Source organism: Colwellia sp. BRX8-4 (assembly GCF_014077345.1).
Lineage (GTDB): Bacteria > Pseudomonadota > Gammaproteobacteria > Enterobacterales > Alteromonadaceae > Colwellia_A.
Genome location: NZ_JACGVS010000031.1, coordinates 17,163 through 35,081, shown reverse-complemented (window position 1 = coordinate 35,081; position 17,919 = coordinate 17,163). Strand labels below are relative to the sequence as shown.

The following is a 17,919-nucleotide window of genomic DNA, read 5'->3' as shown; positions in this document are numbered from 1 at the left end:
TATTTATTCAAAACATTGCCCGCACGTCAAAGTGACGATGATGATTTAACAGATTTAATGCCGTGGAATGTGCAGCTAGACTTCGATTATAGCTAAGCGCACTGCTTAATTGTGCGCTTACGTATAAAAAACCTTCGGCTTTCTTTCGCTCAACAGATACGACTGTCCCCTGCTCTGAAAAGACGTAAAAAGCTGGAAAAACTAAAATTAATATTAAGGCTTTATAAATGCTTTGTATCATTGGGTAATTCTCACTGGATTTTTATCATACCGAGTATACGTTTAAAAGTGCAATGAGGTTTAAACCTCCGATGAAATTAACCGAGTAACAGCTTGTTATACATTTATCATAACTCTATTTATTCAGTGTTAATTTAATAATACGGTTATTAAAAATAATATTAATTATAACAAAGAGTAAAGTGCAGCCTTGTCTTTACTGTTAACTAGGTACAATAATTAAAATATCTCAGCGAGGTGATCGTCCTTGGCCTAAACTACGTATAGTTAGCCATCAATTATATTATCGGGTAAACCTAAAATGAAACACTTGAGCCATGACCAATTGTTAAAGATGGATGCACGCTACCGGGCTCAACTGGTCAATAGTTTATCCGGATTTAAAAGTGCTAACCTCATAGGTACACGCAACAAGCAAAACCATAACAATTTAGCGATATTTAGCTCTGTTGTCCATTTAGGTGCTTCGCCTGCTCTAGTTGGTTTTATTACTCGCCCAGACATTGTAGAACGTCATACTTTAGAAAACATTCTGCAGACTAAACAATTCACCATAAATCAAGTTAATGAAAGTTTTTGGCAAGCGGCCCATCAAACATCAGCGCGTTATAATGCCGACCAATCAGAATTTGAGCAAACTGGCTTAACGCCTTATAACGTTGATGGTATCAATGCCCCTTTTGTTAAAGAAAGTCACTTAAAGTACGCCTTGAAACTGCGTGAGATAGTGCCAATCGAACTTAATGGTACCCAATTAGTAATAGGCGAAATCACTGATATTCTTTGTGATGAAGTTGCTATTAAAGCCGATGGCTATATTGATATCGAATCATTGGGTACGGTTGCCATATCAGGACTAGATAGCTACCACAACAGTCAACGCTTATCACGATTGAGTTATGCTAAGCCAGAAACTCAACCTGGAGAAATTTCACTTGATGGCCATACACTTGACGGTAATTCATTTGAAATCTAAATAAGCTTCACTGAACTCTAGGGACAAAAATGAAAAGTTGGCAGTTACTTGGCTATCTTGGTCTATTACCTTTTGCAGGTTTTTTATATTTAAGTGTTGTGCTAGAAGACTCTTCTGTGTGGGCACAACAAGCTTTTATAGCCTATAGCGCTATTATAGTCAGTTTTATTGCTGGCACATTGTGGCGTAAAGCCGAAGACAATACTCGGCTAACACAGCAAATTATTAGTAATTTATTAAGCTTGATCGCTTTTACCACTTTACTGATGCCCGATGATTTGGCCTTGATAGTATTGTCGTTCAGCTTTATGTTTTTATTTTTATATGAAAAAAAATTAGCGATGGTAGAACAAATAAACGATGTTGATGTGGCTTACATGAGAATGCGTTTTTGGCTAACTTTTATTGTTCTCTCACTGCATACCAGTGCTTATTATTTGTGGTTCATTTATGTAGCCACCCAATAACTTTTAGGAAAATTCATGCTAACTATATTCTATGATGGCAACTGTCCAATGTGTGCAACTGAAATGATCCACCTAAAAAGGCATGATCAAGACAACATCATACTTTTGGTCGATATACATCAAGAAAATTTTTCAAGTCTATACCCTGCAATTGATTTTTCAGCCGCTATGAAAATATTACACGCGACTTATAATGGTAAAGTTCTGCTCGGTTTAGAAGTCACACATAGGGCTTGGACACTTGTTGGTAAAGGCTTTTGGGTAGCTCCACTTAATTGGCCAGTATTTAAAACACTAAGCCACTGGGTTTACTTAGGACTGGCTAAATACCGTCATCAAATTTCAGCACTTCTCGCCAAGGTTTTTGGCATAAAAACAGCAAACTGTAATTCAGGAACTTGTTATGATAAATCAACTAACACTGATCATTGGCGCAAATAGCGACATTGGCAAAGCAATTGCCACCCAAGTAGCTTCTTTGGCTGATACTGGCCTTATTCTTATTAGTCGACAAGCCATTGACGAGAAAGACACTGTTGAGGAGCAAAACAGCCTTAAAACTAAAAAAATTACGGTTAAAGATTACCAACCGCAATCAATAGACAATGCTATAGCAGAATTAGTTGCACATAGTGAGTTACCCATAAGCCAAGTCTTTGTCTGTAACGGCATACTGCATAGTGATAAATTTCAACCAGAAAAACGTCTAGAAGACTTCGATGCACAAGCATTTGAGCAAGTTATTAGCGCAAATACATTAACCCCAATGTTATGGGTTCAGAAGTTGACACCAATACTGACAAGGAAGTCACCCTGTAAATTTATTGTTTTTAGTGCCCGGGTCGGCAGTATAAATGATAACAAATTAGGCGGGTGGTATAGCTATAGGGCATCGAAAGCAGCATTAAATATGATGCTTAAAACTGCATCTATTGAGCTGGCAAGAAGAGCAAAGAATATAAAGCTAATTTCTTTTCATCCCGGTACTACAGATACGCCGTTGTCTAAACCTTTTCAAAAGAATGTCCCTGCAGATAAACTTTTTACCAGTGAATTTGTTGCCAAACAATTGCTAACTATTGTTGCTGATACTCCTATTGATCATACCTTGAGTTATCTTGATTGGCAGGGCAAGTCTATTAATTGGTAGCTGACAGTAATGGCCGTTAAAAGTTAGTTATTCCAGGTTACTTTTTGATTTAACTATTGAAGTTAAAAACAATAAAAAAAACTGCAATGAGATTTGCAGTTTTATTGGGATTGTTCATTAAAGGTGATTATTTTTTAGTAAAACCGTCAGCTATTTTATGAAAAGATTCAAGCGTCACTTTATTATCATATTCAATCGAAAATCTGCCATGGAATAATAAGGTTATTGTTAAGTCTTTATAACCTAACCAACATGTATATCCATCAAAGTCATGCCAAGCTTTAATACCAGAATACTGATAAACACCATCGAGTTTAGTACCCTCTTTGGTGATATGGTCATAGATTTCTAAAAAATCTCTTAGCGTTAATTGTCTATCCTTCATCAGTTAAAACTTAATCATTTGGCTGCATCGACCACTGCTACTGCTGGTGCCGCACATTTCATCATAAGCTGTTTGATACTCTAGTGCAGCGTTAAATATATTATTATCTCGAAGATAATTTTTAGCTTCAACTAAAGATCCCATCACAGCAACATCTCTAGATTGGGTTAGACCAATAAAGTTATTGAGAGAATCAACCGCGCCAACCAAATAATGAGTCGATTCAGCGACACCAATAATAGTAGGTATAGTTGCTTGATTACTGTTAGTTAATGTATTCATCATAATAATTCTCCAACTTGAGTATAGCTATCATTACGGTGATACGAAGATTAAAGATCAACTTCAGTAAAATTCATAGTTGAATTTTACTAACCTATCACCTTAAAATATCTCGTTTGTCAAAAGATGCTCCTCTCTATTATCCTTTAGCTAGTATTCAGCTACAGCCATTAAGGAACATCTATGAAGAGTAAAACTGTCTGGTATCTCCATCTCCATGTAATGGATGAGTGGAGATGTGTATCCTCTGGTAGCCTTGCTCATATCAAAAAAGCCCAGAGTATGTATATACAAAATGGCGTAACCACACCGCTAAGGGTTGCACATAGTAAATTGATTAGTTCAAACAGTTAAATTAACAGATAACGCTTTTAAGCGAATAGCTAGGTTTATGATCAATATTGCCATAGCGGCTAAAGCTGGATTAGAATTGACTGCTGATCTTTCTTGGTCATTTTACTGACCACTAGTAAATAAGAATTATCCATCATTCTCTCTAGCTCGCCCTGAGGAATTGAGCCATCTAAGATAATAGTATTCCAATTAGATTTATTCATATGATAGCCGGGAATGATGCCTGGAAAAATATCACGTAATATCTCTGCCTCATCTGGGTCACATTTTAGGTTCATCCAAAAGTGGCCTTTAGCGTCTTCTGCAACCTTGGCACTTTTAGCGTTTGAACCATGAGAAATCGTTGCAAACAGTTTGTTTTTGACCTTGAAAACGCTAACGTCATCGCCAAATGGATAATAAAGTGAGCTTGCTGGTTTAGCTGATAAATAGTGCTCAGCCATTTGTTGGTTCATAGATTTCATTGACGTTTATCTCTATACATTAAAGGCTTAAATTTACGGCCTAATGAATTTAAGCATAGCAGTAAAGAGTGACTTTGGGTTAGTGAGCAAGATGGGCAGAAGTTTCAGCCTAAAAAAATACCGACAAACAATCTATCGGTATTTTTTAGCAAAAGCTGAGCTTAGCTTAAATTAATAATAAGAAACTTGTGTTGGGATTGTTAAAATACTTTTACCAAAACGCTTTAACCAATAATATATCGCCGCAAAAATGGCAATGACAATGATGATGCTAATTCCCGCTGACAACGGATTAGTAGCAAAGGTTGCCACTTGATAAGTAAATGTCGCCGCTAAATAAGCCAATGAAAAGCTCCATAAAGCCGCAAATCCAGCCCAACGACTGCCAACTTCACTCTTTATTGCGCCCATAGCTGCTGCACAAGGTGTATAAAGCAAAATAAATAACAAGTAACTAAATGCGCCAATTTTACCGGCAAATGCAGCCTGCATAACGGTGAATGTTCCTTCATTAACGCCTTGTTCTTCTGCGGCGGTATGTAAGTTGGTAACATCTCCGATATCAGTCCCTAAAGGATCATCAGCTTGAATACCTAATAAGTTTTCTTTTATTGAATCCGTCGCGTCAGTCCACAACTCAGCCATTGACTTTAATGCTTCTGGCTCTGCATTCACATCGGTATAGAGACTATTAAATGTAGCCACTAAAGCCTCTTTCGCAAACAAGCCGGTAATAATGCCAACACTTGCTTGCCAGTTATCTTCCTTAATACCCATAGGTGCAAGTAAAGGGGTAACAACCTGAGCACTTTTACTTAATACTGACTCTTGAGAGTCTTGATGACCAAACTGACCATCAGTACCTAATGAGTTAAAGAAGTTGAGTACACAAACCACTAAGACAATCGTTTTACCTGCCCCCAAAATAAAAGACCGAGTACGTTGCCAAACACGATGCACGAGATAAGAAAGCTTAGGTATTTCATAAAGCGGTAATTCCATAATATTGACAGAATTTTTGCCCATTAATACTGTGTGCTTTAATAAAAATCCAGTGAATAGTGCTGCCGCTATACCGATTAAGTACAATAAGAAAACTAAGTTTTGCCCAGAATCAGGGAAAAATGCCGCAGCAAATAAAGCATATACCGGTAAACGTGCCCCACACGACATAAACGGTGACATCATTATGGTGGTGATACGTTCACGCTCACTATCAAGAATTCGTGCCGACATTACAGCAGGAACCGTACAACCAAAACCAACAATTAAAGGGACAAAAGCTTTGCCGGGTAAACCAATTTTTTGCATAGCACTGTCAACCACAAACGCTGCACGCGCTAAGTAGCCACTGCTTTCTAAAATCGATAAACCAATAAATAAACAAGCGATGATTGGAATAAAAGTAGCGACCGTTTGAATACCTAAGCCAGCTCCTTCAATTAAGGTTAGCAACCACTGAGGTAAATCATAACTTGATAAAAATCTTTGCGGGTAATCGACAAAAATAGCGCCGGCTAAAATATCAAAAAAGTCGATAAAAGCGCTACCAACATTGATTGCAAACATAAACAATAAGTACATCATGCTAAGAAAAACGGGCACACCTAACCAAGGATGAAGGATAAAATGGTCAAGGCGGTCACTTAAACTTATTGCCGGTGCTTTTTTGGAAGCCGGTAGACCCTTTTTAACATCGATCAATAACTGCTGAATAAACTCGTAACGCGCCTGCATAATACTAATAGCATCGGTATTGGTTTGCTGACAGCCACCTTGATCATTACAAGCGCCACATTCAAGATCAATTAACACCTCAGTTGAGTTTTTGTCAGCGAGTTTATTGACAATATCTGCTGATAACATTAATTTCTTTGGACGTTCACTTGCTTTAGGTAATTCAAGTAAAGCCTGTTCAACTTGTTTTAAGGTATCTTTAGCTAAGCTGTTGGCAATAATAACTTTACAGCCAAGTTCTTTGGCTAAAATATTTATATCAACGGTTTGCGCTTCTTTTCGATCAGATTTATTGATAACCAATAATACCGGTAAACCGAGTTCAAGTAGCTGAGTCGTTAAATACAACTGACGCTTTAATTGCGTCGCATCGACGACATTAATTAAACAATCAATGTCGTTATTTTTAAGAAAATCTTGGGTAATAGTCAGGTCTTTACTTTGTTCAGTTCGAGTGGCGAGAGAACTAATGCCAGGTAAGTCTGAAAGTAAAACTTGCTCATTATTAAATGAGAAGCGCTGCTGTTTTGTCGCTACAGTGACGCCAGTCCAGTTTCCTGTTTGTTGTTTCGCGCCCGTTAGAGCATTAAAAAACGTGCTTTTTCCTGAATTGGCAAAGCCAACTAGAGCCAAATGTAAAGCTTGTGACATTAGACGATTTCTATACCTATTTGTTGAGCAATACTCGGTGCTAAGCAAATTTTAGTACCATGGAGATGAAAGGCAAGTGGCCCATTAAATGGTGCTTTATGGGCTAATGATATCTCAGTTTTTAACGCAAAACCCTGCTCGATTAACTTTGAAGTCAAATCGAAATTTGTTGGCAACGTGCGGATCACCGCTCGTTGGGTACGCCTCAATTGTGAAAGGGTCATAAACAACAACTCAAATAATAATGATTATCATTTGATTCTACTTTACTATTAACTTTTCAGCAAGCGTATATAACAGCGTAATTGATCTAAATCAGCTTAAATTAATCTACTAATAAATTTGATTTAAAATTTAATAGTTTAGCAAGCGTTCAATATAATCATATTAAAAATATAACTGGATTTATCTGCGCAGCTTACGTAAAAATAGCGAAAAGGTAAGAGAGGTATTGTTATTATGAAAATTAAATATTACCTAATGAAACATCGCTGACAAATCCAAATAGCTTGTCAGCGATTTACTATTTTAATGACAGTATGATTTATAGATTAAAAGCTATATGTCATTTCTGCCCATGCACTGGTACCTTCTTCAGGTAAACGGTCCATAAACGTTACATCACTGCCTTTGACTCGGTTATAGCCACCTAAGTGATTTTGATATTCTTTATTGAGTAGATTATCAACGCCAAAACGAAGCGTTAATTGATTATTGACGTAATATTGAGCGTCTACATTCATCACACCATAACCAGCACTTGTTTGTTCCTGATTCGTTAATGAAATATCTTTTTGTGCGGCGGCCATCACTAAAACCATATTTACAGACCAATTCTCACTAAAGTAATTGGCACTTAACTGACCATTCAATGGCGCAATACGATACAAGTTATCATTAATATCACGACGTTCGCCACGTACGTAACTGACCACGGCTGATAATTGTATTTGATCATTTATAGTGTAATAGCCATTTACATCAGCACCATAAAGCTTAGCATCTACATTAGTAAACTTTAGAGGGTTATCATCACCCGCCATCATTTGGGCCATCATTTTTGCTGACATATCCAACATACCTAAAGGAGTACCTTGAATATAGTCATCAATATTTTGATAGAAGAAATGAGGTGTGATCATAACTTTTTCAGTTTGGTAGGTAAAACCGACATCCGCTTGATAAGCTGTCTCACTGTTAAGATCCATATTACCCACATAAGTGTTACCGTCGGCCAGCCCACCCGTTGATTCCATCGGGGTCCAGAGATAAAGCTCTTGATATGAAGGCGCTCTATTTTTTAAACCTACGCCTATATATAATGATAAATCTTTCGATAATTGAGTTTCCGTGCTTAATGCGATATCTATATTGGTATCATTAACACTGTGATCACTGTTATTAAAGTTATCCCGTAAGTCTATGGCTAAATCAGCCATCGTTGGCATAGCTGAATTCATATTATCCATCATTGCAGAGCCCATCGGCATAATCATCATTGCCATAGATGTTGCCACTTGACCTGCATCTAATTCAGCTCTTTTTAAACGGGCGCCTAACTGAACTTTGGTATTGTTAAAGGTTTGCTGCCATTGTGCAAATAACCCAAAGCGATCATCTTTGACATCATTAAAGTTTACCACGGCAAACATCGAGTTATTTGGATTGGTGATCACAGAGTCATGCTTGGCTAAATAACCATCGAAGCCAAATTCTAACTCACCAGAAGTAAAAGATTTACCCAGCGAAAAATTAAAATTAGTTGTTATACCCGTAGCATTATTACGACGATGTTTTTCTGGATTATTATTCAATCGCTTTTCAAAGTTAGTCATACCATGATCGGCATCGGTGTAGCCTAATAACCAGTCTGCTTGCCAATCAGCCCAGATAAAGTTACCGTCTAAACTTGCTCGGTGACTATAAATATATTCTATATCCATAGGTAATGCTGGCGTACCCGAATCTTGGGTATCTGTATAATGGTAGCTAAAACCTGTTTCACTACTCTCGCCAAAATAACGTAAATCAGTGCCAAATTGTCGTTTAGCAAAATCAGTTGGCGATATAATTTTACCATCGCCACTTTCCATATTCTCACCTTCTTGAACATTGCCATAAAAAAGCCCAGCAATATCACCTTTGGTAAGATTAACCACCGATGATAATGTTTGCGCTTCATTATTGCTTCGAACACCTGCTTGTAAATCACCATTTATCGCGAGTTTCTCGCTATTATTGGCTTCTGCTTTACGCATTTTTACATCAATAGCACCACCCAAGGTATTTATGCCGGCAGAAACCGGGGCGATACCACGATAAACAGTCATAGACTCAACAATTAATGGCGTAGAATAACTTAAGGGTGTGTCCATAGCATTAGGACCAGCGCCAATGACAGCTTGTCCATCAAGTGTGGTTGAAATTCGGTCGCCATATAGGCCACGATATTGTGCAATACCCGTTACCGGGCCATTACTGTTGACATTTGCACCGGGGACCGACTTTAACCAACTCGCTAAATCGGGCTCCGTAGTCTTCCCTTGGGCATAACTTTCATTATTTTCAATGCCGAGATGGTGACGTTGATGAGTGATAGTGATCACTTCAATCTCATCGAGGTTAGCCGTTGAATCAAACGTATTATTAGCAAAAGCACTAATAGACAAAAGACTGCTAAAAACTAATGAAGAGCTTATTGCTAAAGAAATGGGTTTAATTGAAAACGTCATAGTTGTTTCACTTACTTGTTTGAGTATACCAAATAGAATTAATACTATTGTGTTAGCTATAATCAATAAAAACAAAGTAAAAACAGTGAACTGCGACATAATGTCGCAATAAAAAATGACTTACTTGACCTAAGTCAAACAAGACATTTTAGAAGAGTAATCGTTATTTAACTAAAAACCTTAGCTACAGAGCTGATTAACGTTAAAAGCAAAAAGTGCACAACTAGCTTATTTTCAAAGCAGACTAATTTAACCTATTAACGGCAGTTACTTTAAGCAACATAATTGCTTTAAACTTAGACAATAGTTAATAACTTATTGTCTTAATTACGGCGCTCTGCATTTTTATCTCCTAAAGTTTTCATGATATCTCGCCAAGTTAATATGCCAACGGGAATGCTATTTTCATCAACAATAGGAATACATGACGTTTTAGTCTGATTAAAAATATCAATGGCATCAAAAACATTAGCGTTAGGCGTTAAGGTGACCAATTTGCGATTCAGTATTTGATGCGCTTTCTTGTTTAAGGTTGCTGTATCTCTTGGGAGCTCTGCGGCAGTGCCGATATTAGGACTCAGTGCTTTGAGAAGATCTCTGTCTGAAATAACCCCTGATAATTGTTTATTATCAACGACCAGTAAATGATGAAAATTAGCATGTTCAAAAATATTTTTTATCGTCAATAACGTATCGTCCAAAGAGACGCTAACAAATGCTTTGGTCATGATGCTGGCTATTTTCATTACGCTACCTTTTATCCATTTTATTCTTAACTATACAATACATTAACAAACAACAAAGAGAATTTACTTTATTTGGGGATAATAGATGACAATTAACCTAACAATGGCACAATGAACTAAGACTCAAAATAAGGAATATAAATGAAAGGTTTAACTACCTTAATTTTATTGTGTGTTAGCACAATAAGTTATGCCACCGAACAAGCAGAAGAAATATTCAAACAACTTGCTCCGTCACTTTATCAAATAAGACTTATAGACATCGCCAGCGGTGAAAAGTCATCAATTGGCTCTGGTTTTCAAATTAGTGCCGACGGTTTAATTGCAACCAATTATCACGTTATTTCTGGCTATGCGCGTCATCCCAATAAGTACACGATTGAAATTTTTGATCATCAAGGTAAAAAAGCGCCACTTACTTTGCAAAGTGTTGATGTTATCAATGATCTAGCCTTGGTAAAAAGAACGACTGATGGCGAAATGCCTTTCTTTAAAATTGCAAAGCGTGTTCCCCAAAAAGGCGAAGAGCTTTATTCGTTAGGTAACCCGCACGATTTAGGCATGATAGTAGTACCCGGCACTTACAATGGTTTGAAGAATGAATCTTTTAACGACCGCATCCATTTTACCGGCTCAGTGAACTCTGGGATGAGTGGAGGACCTGTCGTTAATAAAAGCTCTGAAGTCGTTGGAATAAATGTGGCGACTTCAGGTAATCAAATCGGATTTTTAGTACCACACGATAAACTGCTTAACTTATACAAGCGTTATAAAACAGGTGATCCTGAAAGTATTGCAGCACAAATGGCACAACAACTTGCCGATAATCAAGACAAGTTAATTACCACCTTGTTAAATAGCGAATGGCAGATGCGCCCTTTAGGAGAAGGTTTAATTCCCGTGGTTAATATTCCTTTTATTCGTTGTTGGGGAGAGTCAAACGCTGATAAGGCAGATGCTATTGTTCTAGCCGTGGTTGCTAATTGTTCTTTGGATGAAAACACTTACATCTCAAATGATTTTTTCACCGGCTCTATTGAAATGGAATATCGCTATATGCAAGCAAAAGAACTTAGCGACACTAAGTTTTATCAAATATTTGAGCGTCAATTAACGCAAGTCATGCCAGGAAACAAAGCGGGTAAAGATGATGTTACTGAGTTTCAATGTCAGCACGATATTGTTACACCATCAAACCAAGCGATTACCAACAAATCAGTTTTTTGTACCCGTGCCTACAAAGATTTCCCTAAATTATTTGACGTTTTATATATAGCTATTTCTGTTGATAAGGGCGACCAAGCCTTACTTAGCCACTTTACTGTCGCTGGCGTTACGCAAAATAGTGCACTCAAGTTTACAGAGAAATTTATGGAGTCTATTTCATGGAAATAATCATAGAAGAAATTACTCGCGCCCATAAATTAATAGCTCGACATAAATTTATGCAAAATCACATCAATATTGGTCGTGGTTATGATAATGATATTATTATGGCGGACCCACATATTTGTGCCCAACACCTTAGTCTTAATTTTAATGGTGAACATTGGCTGCTAAACGATGAAGGCTCTATTAACGGCAGTTTTTATGACGATGAGTTTTCAAAAACAAAATCAGCTGTCCATCAGCACATCGTTCGTTCTGGACAAGTCTTTATGATTGGCAAAAGTTTAGTACGCATTGTTTTTCCCGATCATCCCGTACCTGAAAGCATTAGTTTTAGCCCTTTTGAAAATATTTTAACCTTAACAAGACATCCGGTCTTTTTAGCCATAAACATTTTATTATTTGCCAGTGTTACCGGCTGGTTATTTAACCTTCACAACCCTGTAGAAGTCAATTTCACTCAGTTATTAGTACCGGCTATTGGCATGACTTTACTCTTTGGGCTTTGGCCTATTGGTGTTGCTTTGGTTTCTCATTTAACCAAGCATGATGCTAGATTTTGGGGACAATTAGGCATCTGTTTTGTCTTTTATAATTTAATGTGGCTAAGTGATTTTATTGAAAACATCACCAGCTTTAATGCTTCATCTCAGTCAATACTCAGCGTACTTGCCACTTTCTTACCTATTGTATTGGCATTTTGTTTATTCTGGCTAAATTGCCAAATTGGTTTTCATATGAGCACTCGACGCAGAACAGTAATAGCAAGTTGCATGACGCTGATATTGTTTGGTGGTAGCTTCTTAATTCAGTTAAGTAAAAAACCTGAATTCAGTATCCGTCCCGCTTTTAATACCACGTTAATGGCGCCAAGTTATTTATTTACTCACAGCAATAATGTTCAAGGCTTTCTTGAGAGCAGTAAAACATTATTTAACGATGCGCAAGAAGCAGCACTTGAAGATAAATAAAGCACCTTAGTAAACAGAAAAAGCTAACGAGTTCGTTAGCTTTTTTGTTTGTTAGCCCAGAGAATAACGACTGAGTGATGACGACACATTAAGGTCGAGGAATAAAACCTACCGCATCATAAACTTTTGCTAATATTTTACTTGCTCTAGCTGATGCTTTTTCAGCGCCTGCTTTCATCACTGCATCTAAATAAGCCTGGTCCTCACGGATCTGATGATATCTTTGCTGAATAGGTTCTAATAAAGCAACCACAGCATTAGCAACGTCACCTTTTAAGTGCCCGTACATTTTATCTTCATATTGTGGTACTAACTGCTCAACGGTTTCACCTGTACAACAAGACAATAAAGACAATAAATTTGATACACCTGGTTTTTCTTCAATATTGAAATAAATATTAGCTTCTTCATCAGAATCAGTCATGGCGCGTTTGATTTTTTTACTGATTTTTTTAGGGTCTTCTAATAAGCCAATAAAATTACCAGGATTAGCGTCTGATTTTGACATTTTCTTTGTTGGTTCAAGTAAGCTCATTACTCGCGCACCAAATTCAGGAATATAAGGGTCTGGCACAGTGAATGTGTCACCATGAAGATTATTAAAACGAGTCGCTATATCACGAGCTAATTCTAGATGCTGCTTTTGATCTTCACCAACCGGCACACGGTCAGCATTATAGAGAAGAATATCTGCTGCCATTAAGACTGGATAAGTAAATAAACCTGAATTCATATTTGCTTCAGACTTTTGTGACTTATCTTTGTATTGCGTCATTCTGTTCAATTCGCCCATTTGTGTGTAACAATTTAACACCCAACTAAGCTGAGCATGTTCAGGGACATGTGATTGAATAAAGATGGTACTCTTTTCTGGGTCAACGCCGCAGGCTAGATACAAGGCTAGGCCATCAAGCGTCGCCTTTCGCAAATCAGCGGGGTTTGGGCGAACAGTAATAGCATGTTGATCAACCAACATGTAATAGCACTCATGGCTATCTTGCATGCTAACCCATTGTTTTAACGCACCTAAATAATTACCAATGGTTAAATCACCTGATGGCTGACAGCCGCTTAATACGATAGGTTTACTCATGATTTCTCTTTATTTTATTTGATTTATTTGTTAATTAAACTATTGGCTAACTGTCGCTAATTCGCTGCGCATTTCATCAATCGCCAGCTTATAATCTGGCTTTGAGAAGATGGCTGACCCTGCAACGAACATGTCAGCGCCCGCCGCCGCTATCTCAGCAATATTGTCTGCTTTAACACCGCCATCAACCTGTAAACGAATATCACGTCCACTAGCGATGATGCGCTCTTTTACTAATCTCAACTTATCCAATGTGGTTGGAATAAACGATTGACCACCAAAGCCAGGATTAACTGACATCAACAAGATAACATCAAGTTTATCCATAACAAAATCTAAACAATTCAATGGTGTGGCCGGATTTAGTACCAGTCCCGCTTTACAGCCATGGTCTTTTATTAATTGCAGAGTACGATCAATATGATCACTTGCCTCTGGATGAAAAGTGATAATATCTGCGCCTGCTTTAGCAAAGCCTGGAATTAGACTATCAACCTGCTTGACCATTAAATGTACATCAATAGGTGCGGTAATACCGTAATCACGTAGCGACTGACAAATCATTGGGCCAAAAGTTAAGTTAGGCACAAAATGATTATCCATTACATCGAAGTGCACAACATCGGCACCCGCAGCTAAAACCTTAGCAACATCATCACCTAAACGTGCGAAATCAGCAGACAATATAGAAGGAGCAATTAAAAATGAAGACATAGATAAACCTTTTTAGAATATTGCGCAACATTATAACAACGACCTAAGGGAAAACTCTATAAATTCATGCGTCCAAGCGTTATTTAACTCAATGTTACCCTGCGATTGCTCTTTTAGTGTCGAATGCTCATGATTATTTCGTGCTCTGATTACTTTTTATAACCACGGCTTAACTATAAAGTGAAAGACTGCCAAGAAAGACCACTCCATACCAGATAATACCAGTCGATATTTTATGAAAATACGAATCGATATTTTATGCACTTTTTATGAGCGTTAACGATTTAATTGCACCAATAAAGCTCGTCTATTAGTGAGAGACCCTCATAATAAAAAAACAACCTCACCAAGCCATTGAAATAACTATGTAAAATTTATTAATATTATTATGTCGCTCAGGCATCTACCTTGCAATGTATGGTTTAGCCCTAAAATATTAAATAAAAAACTACTACATAAAGAGACTATTATGAAAAAAACACTATTATCGATATCGCTCACATCTTTACTTGCCGCTACTTCATTATTATCAACACAAGCATCAGCTGTTGAAGGTTTATCTGCTAATTTTGCTGCTAGTAGTAACTATATATGGCGTGGTGTTAGCCAAACAGACAATGCTGCCGCTATTTCTGGTGGTATCGACTATGCTGACGATTCAGGCTTTTATGCTGGAGCTTGGGCTTCAAATGTCGATTTTGGTGATGATGCGAGTGCTGAACTAGATTTCTACTTAGGTTTTAGCGGCCAATTAAACGAAGATGTTAGTTATGATGTGGGTTATATTTATTATGCCTACCCTGACTCAGCCCAAACAGATAGTACTAACGAATATGATTTTGGCGAGATATATGGCTCTTTGGGCTATTCATATTTTTCACTTTCAGCAAGTTACGGAATTCATAACGACGACGGTGCTGCTTTTGCTGATGCCAGCTTATATATTGCAGCGGGAGCAGAGTTTGAAGTAGCTGATGGTTTAACCTTAGCTTTTCATCTTGGCGATTATTCTTTTGACGACGCCATGATCGCAGAAGATTATAACGATTACAGTGTTAGCTTAAGTAAAGATGGCTTCACCTTTGCGGTATCTGATACCGACATCGATAATGATGATATGAAGTTTGTCATTTCTTATTCGGTTGATATCGACTTATAAATAAAAATAAGCCAGTAATAATTTTACTGGCTTTTTAAAGATAGTTAAAGACAGTGCAAAAAAAATCTTCGCGTAGTACAATTATACTAGTGTTGATTTAAAAATAAACGGCGGCATAGCTAAGATATTTAAACCTAATTAATATATTTAGCGAAACCAAAAAGCCGATATTCATCACAATAACGATTTGCATCCATTAGTGAAATTTTACCTAATTAAATTAAATTTTAAGGATTTTACATGCAAATAATTATTTTTGATGATGCTGAACAAGTTGCAGAGCATGCAGCACTATGGGTCAGTGAATTAATCACTAAAAAAGCCAAACCTGTGCTCGGTCTTGCTACCGGTAGCACCCCGATTAGCCTCTATAAACATTTAGTTAATAAACATAAAAATGAAGGGCTAAGCTTTAGCCACGTCTCGTCATTTAATCTTGATGAATACCATAATATTAATGCTAATAATGCTCAAAGTTATCGGAGTTTTATGAAAGAGCATTTATTTGATAACGTAGACATAGCACAAACCAATACCTACCTACCAACGTGTAACCATAACCAAAACCCTCGTGAACAAGGGCTTAACTACGAAAACAAAATAAAATCATTAGGGGGTATCGACTTACAAATATTAGGTATTGGCGCTAATGGCCATATTGGTTTTAATGAACCGACTTCGAGCTTATCATCTCGTACCCGTATCAAAACATTAACCCAGCAAACACTGACAGATAATAGCCGTTTATTTAAAGACGGTGAAACACAACCAACGATGGCAATGACCATGGGTATTGGCACTATTATGGATGCTCGCTATGTATTATTAATGGCGACAGGAGAAAATAAAGCACAAGCAGTAAATACAATGATCACCGGAGCTTTATCCGCTATGTGTCCGGCATCCGCATTACAGATGCATGAAAATGCAGTTATTTTGTTAGACAAAGCAGCTGCAAGCCAACTACAAGATCATCAGTATTACCTTTGGGCTGATCAGCAACACCGTAAAATCAACGAAACTTATGGTTTTTATCATAATTATTAACAAAGTGAATGCTTCAATAAAAGGTCCCTAATCTAGGGACCTTTGTTGAGGTGAGATTTAACTTAACTTTTGTAGTTTTTTGTCTCGGTACATTTTGCTGTCTGCTATCGAGATGAGTTGTTCTAAGCTCTTGGATTGTTGAGGAAATAACGCTAAACCGAATGAAAATCTCAATGATAATTTATGCTTTTCCACCTGGTAAACTTTCTCTTGCAGTTGCTGAAATCGATCGTTTATATTATATCTCGCAGTGACTAATGTTTGAGCTGTGTTTCCTTGTGCTAATAACAGCACAAATTCATCTCCGCCCCATCGACAACAAAAGTCATCGGCACGTAAAGTGTTTTTTAAGTTAACCGCGAAGGCTTTTAACAGTTCATCACCGATATTATGACCGTATGAATCATTAACGCGTTTAAAATCATCTAAGTCTATCATTACTAGACTGTAGCAATCATTTCTGGTCAGTGTGGCGGAAAGTTTATCGAAATATGCCATTAAAGCGTATCGATTATCTAAGGTGGTTAGCGGATCATGGAAAGCTTGTTCCGTCAGCTTTTCATTGAGCACTTGAATATCGGTAATATCAGTCACTGTAACGGCTACAGAGTTAACTTGGTCTGAATGACTATCAAAAACAGGCTGATAAGCAACTTTGAGAAAAAGCATTTGTTTTTTATTTTCTGAATAAAACCAATCAGTATAAGTTCTCACCTTGCCTGAAAAACATAAATCGAGCTCTTTCTTAACCACTTTATTGAAAGCTTCTTCTCCTAAGACCGTTATAACATGTTGGTTAATAATGTCCGCTTTTGGCAAGCCCCATTTAAGGCTATATTGCTCATTAACTGACAAATAGTGATAGTTTTTATCAACTAAGGACAATAAATTATTCGAGTGGTCGACTAAATCAACAACAGATGAGTCCTGTAGTAATTCAGCACTATATTCAATAAGAAACAGAATCGGCTGTTTACTGATAATACTGACATACACCTCTATATTTTTTTGGATAAAACTAAAATGTGTTAAACATTTATCATTTGAGCCTAAAGGCATATTAGAAATGTTGAGAATGAATTCAGATAAACTAACCTTACTGTCACATAATGCAAAGAAGTCATCTCCCTCATTAATATGATATTTATGCTTGATGTGTTTACTACGACTAACTACAGTTCCTTGCTCATTAATAATTAAAGCGGGAAAGTTAACATAATTGAGTAAATCAGTGTTCAATGGAAAATCCTTTTTCTATTTTTATCAGTAAATTAGATAAATAATCTGTATATTAGACAAATATACAATTTAGCATAGACTAGCTATATTTTACTGTCAAAAATATATGCATTTTTTATAATT

At 37.0% G+C, this 17,919-nt stretch carries 18 protein-coding genes; 8 read left to right on the top strand and 10 right to left on the bottom strand.

Annotated elements, in window-relative coordinates; translation table 11 throughout:
• Positions 1 to 541: 541 nt before the first annotated feature.
• From H4J56_RS18045 to H4J56_RS18030, 4 genes are read left to right on the top strand one after another with little or no spacing between them, the layout of a single operon-like run.
• Complete coding sequence (locus H4J56_RS18045; protein WP_182222454.1) at positions 542 to 1,216, top strand: flavin reductase family protein; 675 nt, start codon at positions 542 to 544, stop codon at positions 1,214 to 1,216.
• 29 nt (positions 1,217 to 1,245) lie between these two features.
• Complete coding sequence (locus H4J56_RS18040; RefSeq protein WP_182244026.1) at positions 1,246 to 1,683, top strand: DUF3429 domain-containing protein; 438 nt, start codon at positions 1,246 to 1,248, stop codon at positions 1,681 to 1,683.
• A gap of 15 nt (positions 1,684 to 1,698) precedes the next feature.
• The gene (locus tag H4J56_RS18035) at positions 1,699 to 2,124 is read left to right on the top strand and encodes a thiol-disulfide oxidoreductase DCC family protein (protein WP_182213827.1); all 426 of its coding nucleotides are present in this window, start codon (positions 1,699 to 1,701) and stop codon (positions 2,122 to 2,124) included.
• Entirely contained in the window at positions 2,087 to 2,833 is a 747-nt protein-coding gene (locus H4J56_RS18030) for an SDR family NAD(P)-dependent oxidoreductase (RefSeq protein ID WP_182251422.1), read from the top strand. The genes H4J56_RS18035 and H4J56_RS18030 overlap by 38 nt, the downstream gene beginning before the upstream one ends.
• Before the next feature lie 127 nt (positions 2,834 to 2,960).
• On the opposite strand, the gene H4J56_RS18025 is transcribed toward H4J56_RS18030, so the two are convergent.
• From H4J56_RS18025 to H4J56_RS17995, 7 genes are all read right to left on the bottom strand, one after another.
• Positions 2,961 to 3,218 (bottom strand): DUF3081 family protein, encoded by a 258-nt coding sequence (locus H4J56_RS18025; RefSeq protein WP_182213831.1) that lies wholly within the window; start codon positions 3,216 to 3,218, stop codon positions 2,961 to 2,963.
• Between the two features lie 3 nt (positions 3,219 to 3,221).
• Complete coding sequence (locus tag H4J56_RS18020) at positions 3,222 to 3,503, bottom strand: DUF6482 family protein (RefSeq protein WP_259366807.1); 282 nt, start codon at positions 3,501 to 3,503, stop codon at positions 3,222 to 3,224.
• Positions 3,504 to 3,913: 410 nt separating this feature from the next.
• Positions 3,914 to 4,309, bottom strand: coding sequence for an MmcQ/YjbR family DNA-binding protein (locus tag H4J56_RS18015; protein ID WP_182242370.1), 396 nt, complete (start codon positions 4,307 to 4,309; stop codon positions 3,914 to 3,916).
• 180 nt (positions 4,310 to 4,489) lie between these two features.
• Positions 4,490 to 6,706, bottom strand: coding sequence for a ferrous iron transport protein B (gene feoB / locus H4J56_RS18010; RefSeq protein ID WP_182213833.1), 2,217 nt, complete (start codon positions 6,704 to 6,706; stop codon positions 4,490 to 4,492).
• Positions 6,706 to 6,930, bottom strand: a complete 225-nt coding sequence (locus H4J56_RS18005; RefSeq protein WP_182213834.1) for a FeoA family protein — start codon at positions 6,928 to 6,930, stop codon at positions 6,706 to 6,708. Before H4J56_RS18005 ends, feoB begins: the two co-directional genes overlap by 1 nt.
• A gap of 327 nt (positions 6,931 to 7,257) precedes the next feature.
• The gene (locus H4J56_RS18000; RefSeq protein WP_182259707.1) at positions 7,258 to 9,438 is read right to left on the bottom strand and encodes a TonB-dependent receptor; all 2,181 of its coding nucleotides are present in this window, start codon (positions 9,436 to 9,438) and stop codon (positions 7,258 to 7,260) included.
• 323 nt (positions 9,439 to 9,761) lie between these two features.
• The gene (locus H4J56_RS17995) at positions 9,762 to 10,184 is read right to left on the bottom strand and encodes a CBS domain-containing protein (protein ID WP_182213838.1); all 423 of its coding nucleotides are present in this window, start codon (positions 10,182 to 10,184) and stop codon (positions 9,762 to 9,764) included.
• A gap of 141 nt (positions 10,185 to 10,325) precedes the next feature.
• On the opposite strand from H4J56_RS17995, the gene H4J56_RS17990 reads away from it, so the two are divergent.
• A complete protein-coding gene (locus H4J56_RS17990; RefSeq protein WP_182259706.1) occupies positions 10,326 to 11,579 on the top strand; it encodes a serine protease in 1,254 nt (417 codons plus the stop codon).
• Positions 11,570 to 12,544, top strand: a complete 975-nt coding sequence (locus H4J56_RS17985) for an FHA domain-containing protein (RefSeq protein ID WP_182259705.1) — start codon at positions 11,570 to 11,572, stop codon at positions 12,542 to 12,544. Before H4J56_RS17990 ends, H4J56_RS17985 begins: the two co-directional genes overlap by 10 nt.
• Before the next feature lie 88 nt (positions 12,545 to 12,632).
• Here the strand turns inward: H4J56_RS17985 and trpS are convergent, their stop codons facing one another.
• A complete protein-coding gene (gene trpS, locus H4J56_RS17980; protein WP_182213843.1) occupies positions 12,633 to 13,637 on the bottom strand; it encodes a tryptophan--tRNA ligase in 1,005 nt (334 codons plus the stop codon).
• A 39-nt stretch (positions 13,638 to 13,676) separates the two neighbouring features.
• The gene (gene rpe / locus H4J56_RS17975; protein WP_182213845.1) at positions 13,677 to 14,351 is read right to left on the bottom strand and encodes a ribulose-phosphate 3-epimerase; all 675 of its coding nucleotides are present in this window, start codon (positions 14,349 to 14,351) and stop codon (positions 13,677 to 13,679) included.
• A 469-nt stretch (positions 14,352 to 14,820) separates the two neighbouring features.
• Between rpe and H4J56_RS17970 the strand changes: the two genes are divergently transcribed.
• Positions 14,821 to 15,510 carry a TorF family putative porin gene (locus H4J56_RS17970; protein WP_182259704.1) on the top strand — a complete coding sequence of 230 codons (690 nt, stop codon included), beginning with the start codon at positions 14,821 to 14,823 and terminating at the stop codon, positions 15,508 to 15,510.
• Positions 15,511 to 15,750: 240 nt separating this feature from the next.
• Complete coding sequence (gene nagB / locus H4J56_RS17965) at positions 15,751 to 16,557, top strand: glucosamine-6-phosphate deaminase (protein ID WP_070375655.1); 807 nt, start codon at positions 15,751 to 15,753, stop codon at positions 16,555 to 16,557.
• Between the two features lie 57 nt (positions 16,558 to 16,614).
• On the opposite strand, the gene H4J56_RS17960 is transcribed toward nagB, so the two are convergent.
• The gene (locus H4J56_RS17960; protein WP_182259703.1) at positions 16,615 to 17,796 is read right to left on the bottom strand and encodes a GGDEF domain-containing protein; all 1,182 of its coding nucleotides are present in this window, start codon (positions 17,794 to 17,796) and stop codon (positions 16,615 to 16,617) included.
• Positions 17,797 to 17,919: the final 123 nt, after the last annotated feature.

What these genes read in the sequence shown, in the direction of transcription:
- H4J56_RS18045 (WP_182222454.1), top strand. Translation starts at nt 542, where the DNA reads ATGAAACACTTGAGCCATGACCAATTGTTAAAGATGGATGCACGCTAC.
- H4J56_RS18040 (WP_182244026.1), top strand. Translation starts at nt 1,246, where the DNA reads ATGAAAAGTTGGCAGTTACTTGGCTATCTTGGTCTATTACCTTTTGCA.
- H4J56_RS18035 (WP_182213827.1), top strand. Translation starts at nt 1,699, where the DNA reads ATGCTAACTATATTCTATGATGGCAACTGTCCAATGTGTGCAACTGAA.
- H4J56_RS18030 (WP_182251422.1), top strand. Translation starts at nt 2,087, where the DNA reads ATGATAAATCAACTAACACTGATCATTGGCGCAAATAGCGACATTGGC.
- H4J56_RS18025 (WP_182213831.1), bottom strand. Translation starts at nt 3,218, where the DNA reads ATGAAGGATAGACAATTAACGCTAAGAGATTTTTTAGAAATCTATGAC.
- H4J56_RS18020 (WP_259366807.1), bottom strand. Translation starts at nt 3,503, where the DNA reads ATGATGAATACATTAACTAACAGTAATCAAGCAACTATACCTACTATT.
- H4J56_RS18015 (WP_182242370.1), bottom strand. Translation starts at nt 4,309, where the DNA reads ATGAACCAACAAATGGCTGAGCACTATTTATCAGCTAAACCAGCAAGC.
- feoB (WP_182213833.1), bottom strand. Translation starts at nt 6,706, where the DNA reads ATGTCACAAGCTTTACATTTGGCTCTAGTTGGCTTTGCCAATTCAGGA.
- H4J56_RS18005 (WP_182213834.1), bottom strand. Translation starts at nt 6,930, where the DNA reads ATGACCCTTTCACAATTGAGGCGTACCCAACGAGCGGTGATCCGCACG.
- H4J56_RS18000 (WP_182259707.1), bottom strand. Translation starts at nt 9,438, where the DNA reads ATGACGTTTTCAATTAAACCCATTTCTTTAGCAATAAGCTCTTCATTA.
- H4J56_RS17995 (WP_182213838.1), bottom strand. Translation starts at nt 10,184, where the DNA reads ATGAAAATAGCCAGCATCATGACCAAAGCATTTGTTAGCGTCTCTTTG.
- H4J56_RS17990 (WP_182259706.1), top strand. Translation starts at nt 10,326, where the DNA reads ATGAAAGGTTTAACTACCTTAATTTTATTGTGTGTTAGCACAATAAGT.
- H4J56_RS17985 (WP_182259705.1), top strand. Translation starts at nt 11,570, where the DNA reads ATGGAAATAATCATAGAAGAAATTACTCGCGCCCATAAATTAATAGCT.
- trpS (WP_182213843.1), bottom strand. Translation starts at nt 13,637, where the DNA reads ATGAGTAAACCTATCGTATTAAGCGGCTGTCAGCCATCAGGTGATTTA.
- rpe (WP_182213845.1), bottom strand. Translation starts at nt 14,351, where the DNA reads ATGTCTTCATTTTTAATTGCTCCTTCTATATTGTCTGCTGATTTCGCA.
- H4J56_RS17970 (WP_182259704.1), top strand. Translation starts at nt 14,821, where the DNA reads ATGAAAAAAACACTATTATCGATATCGCTCACATCTTTACTTGCCGCT.
- nagB (WP_070375655.1), top strand. Translation starts at nt 15,751, where the DNA reads ATGCAAATAATTATTTTTGATGATGCTGAACAAGTTGCAGAGCATGCA.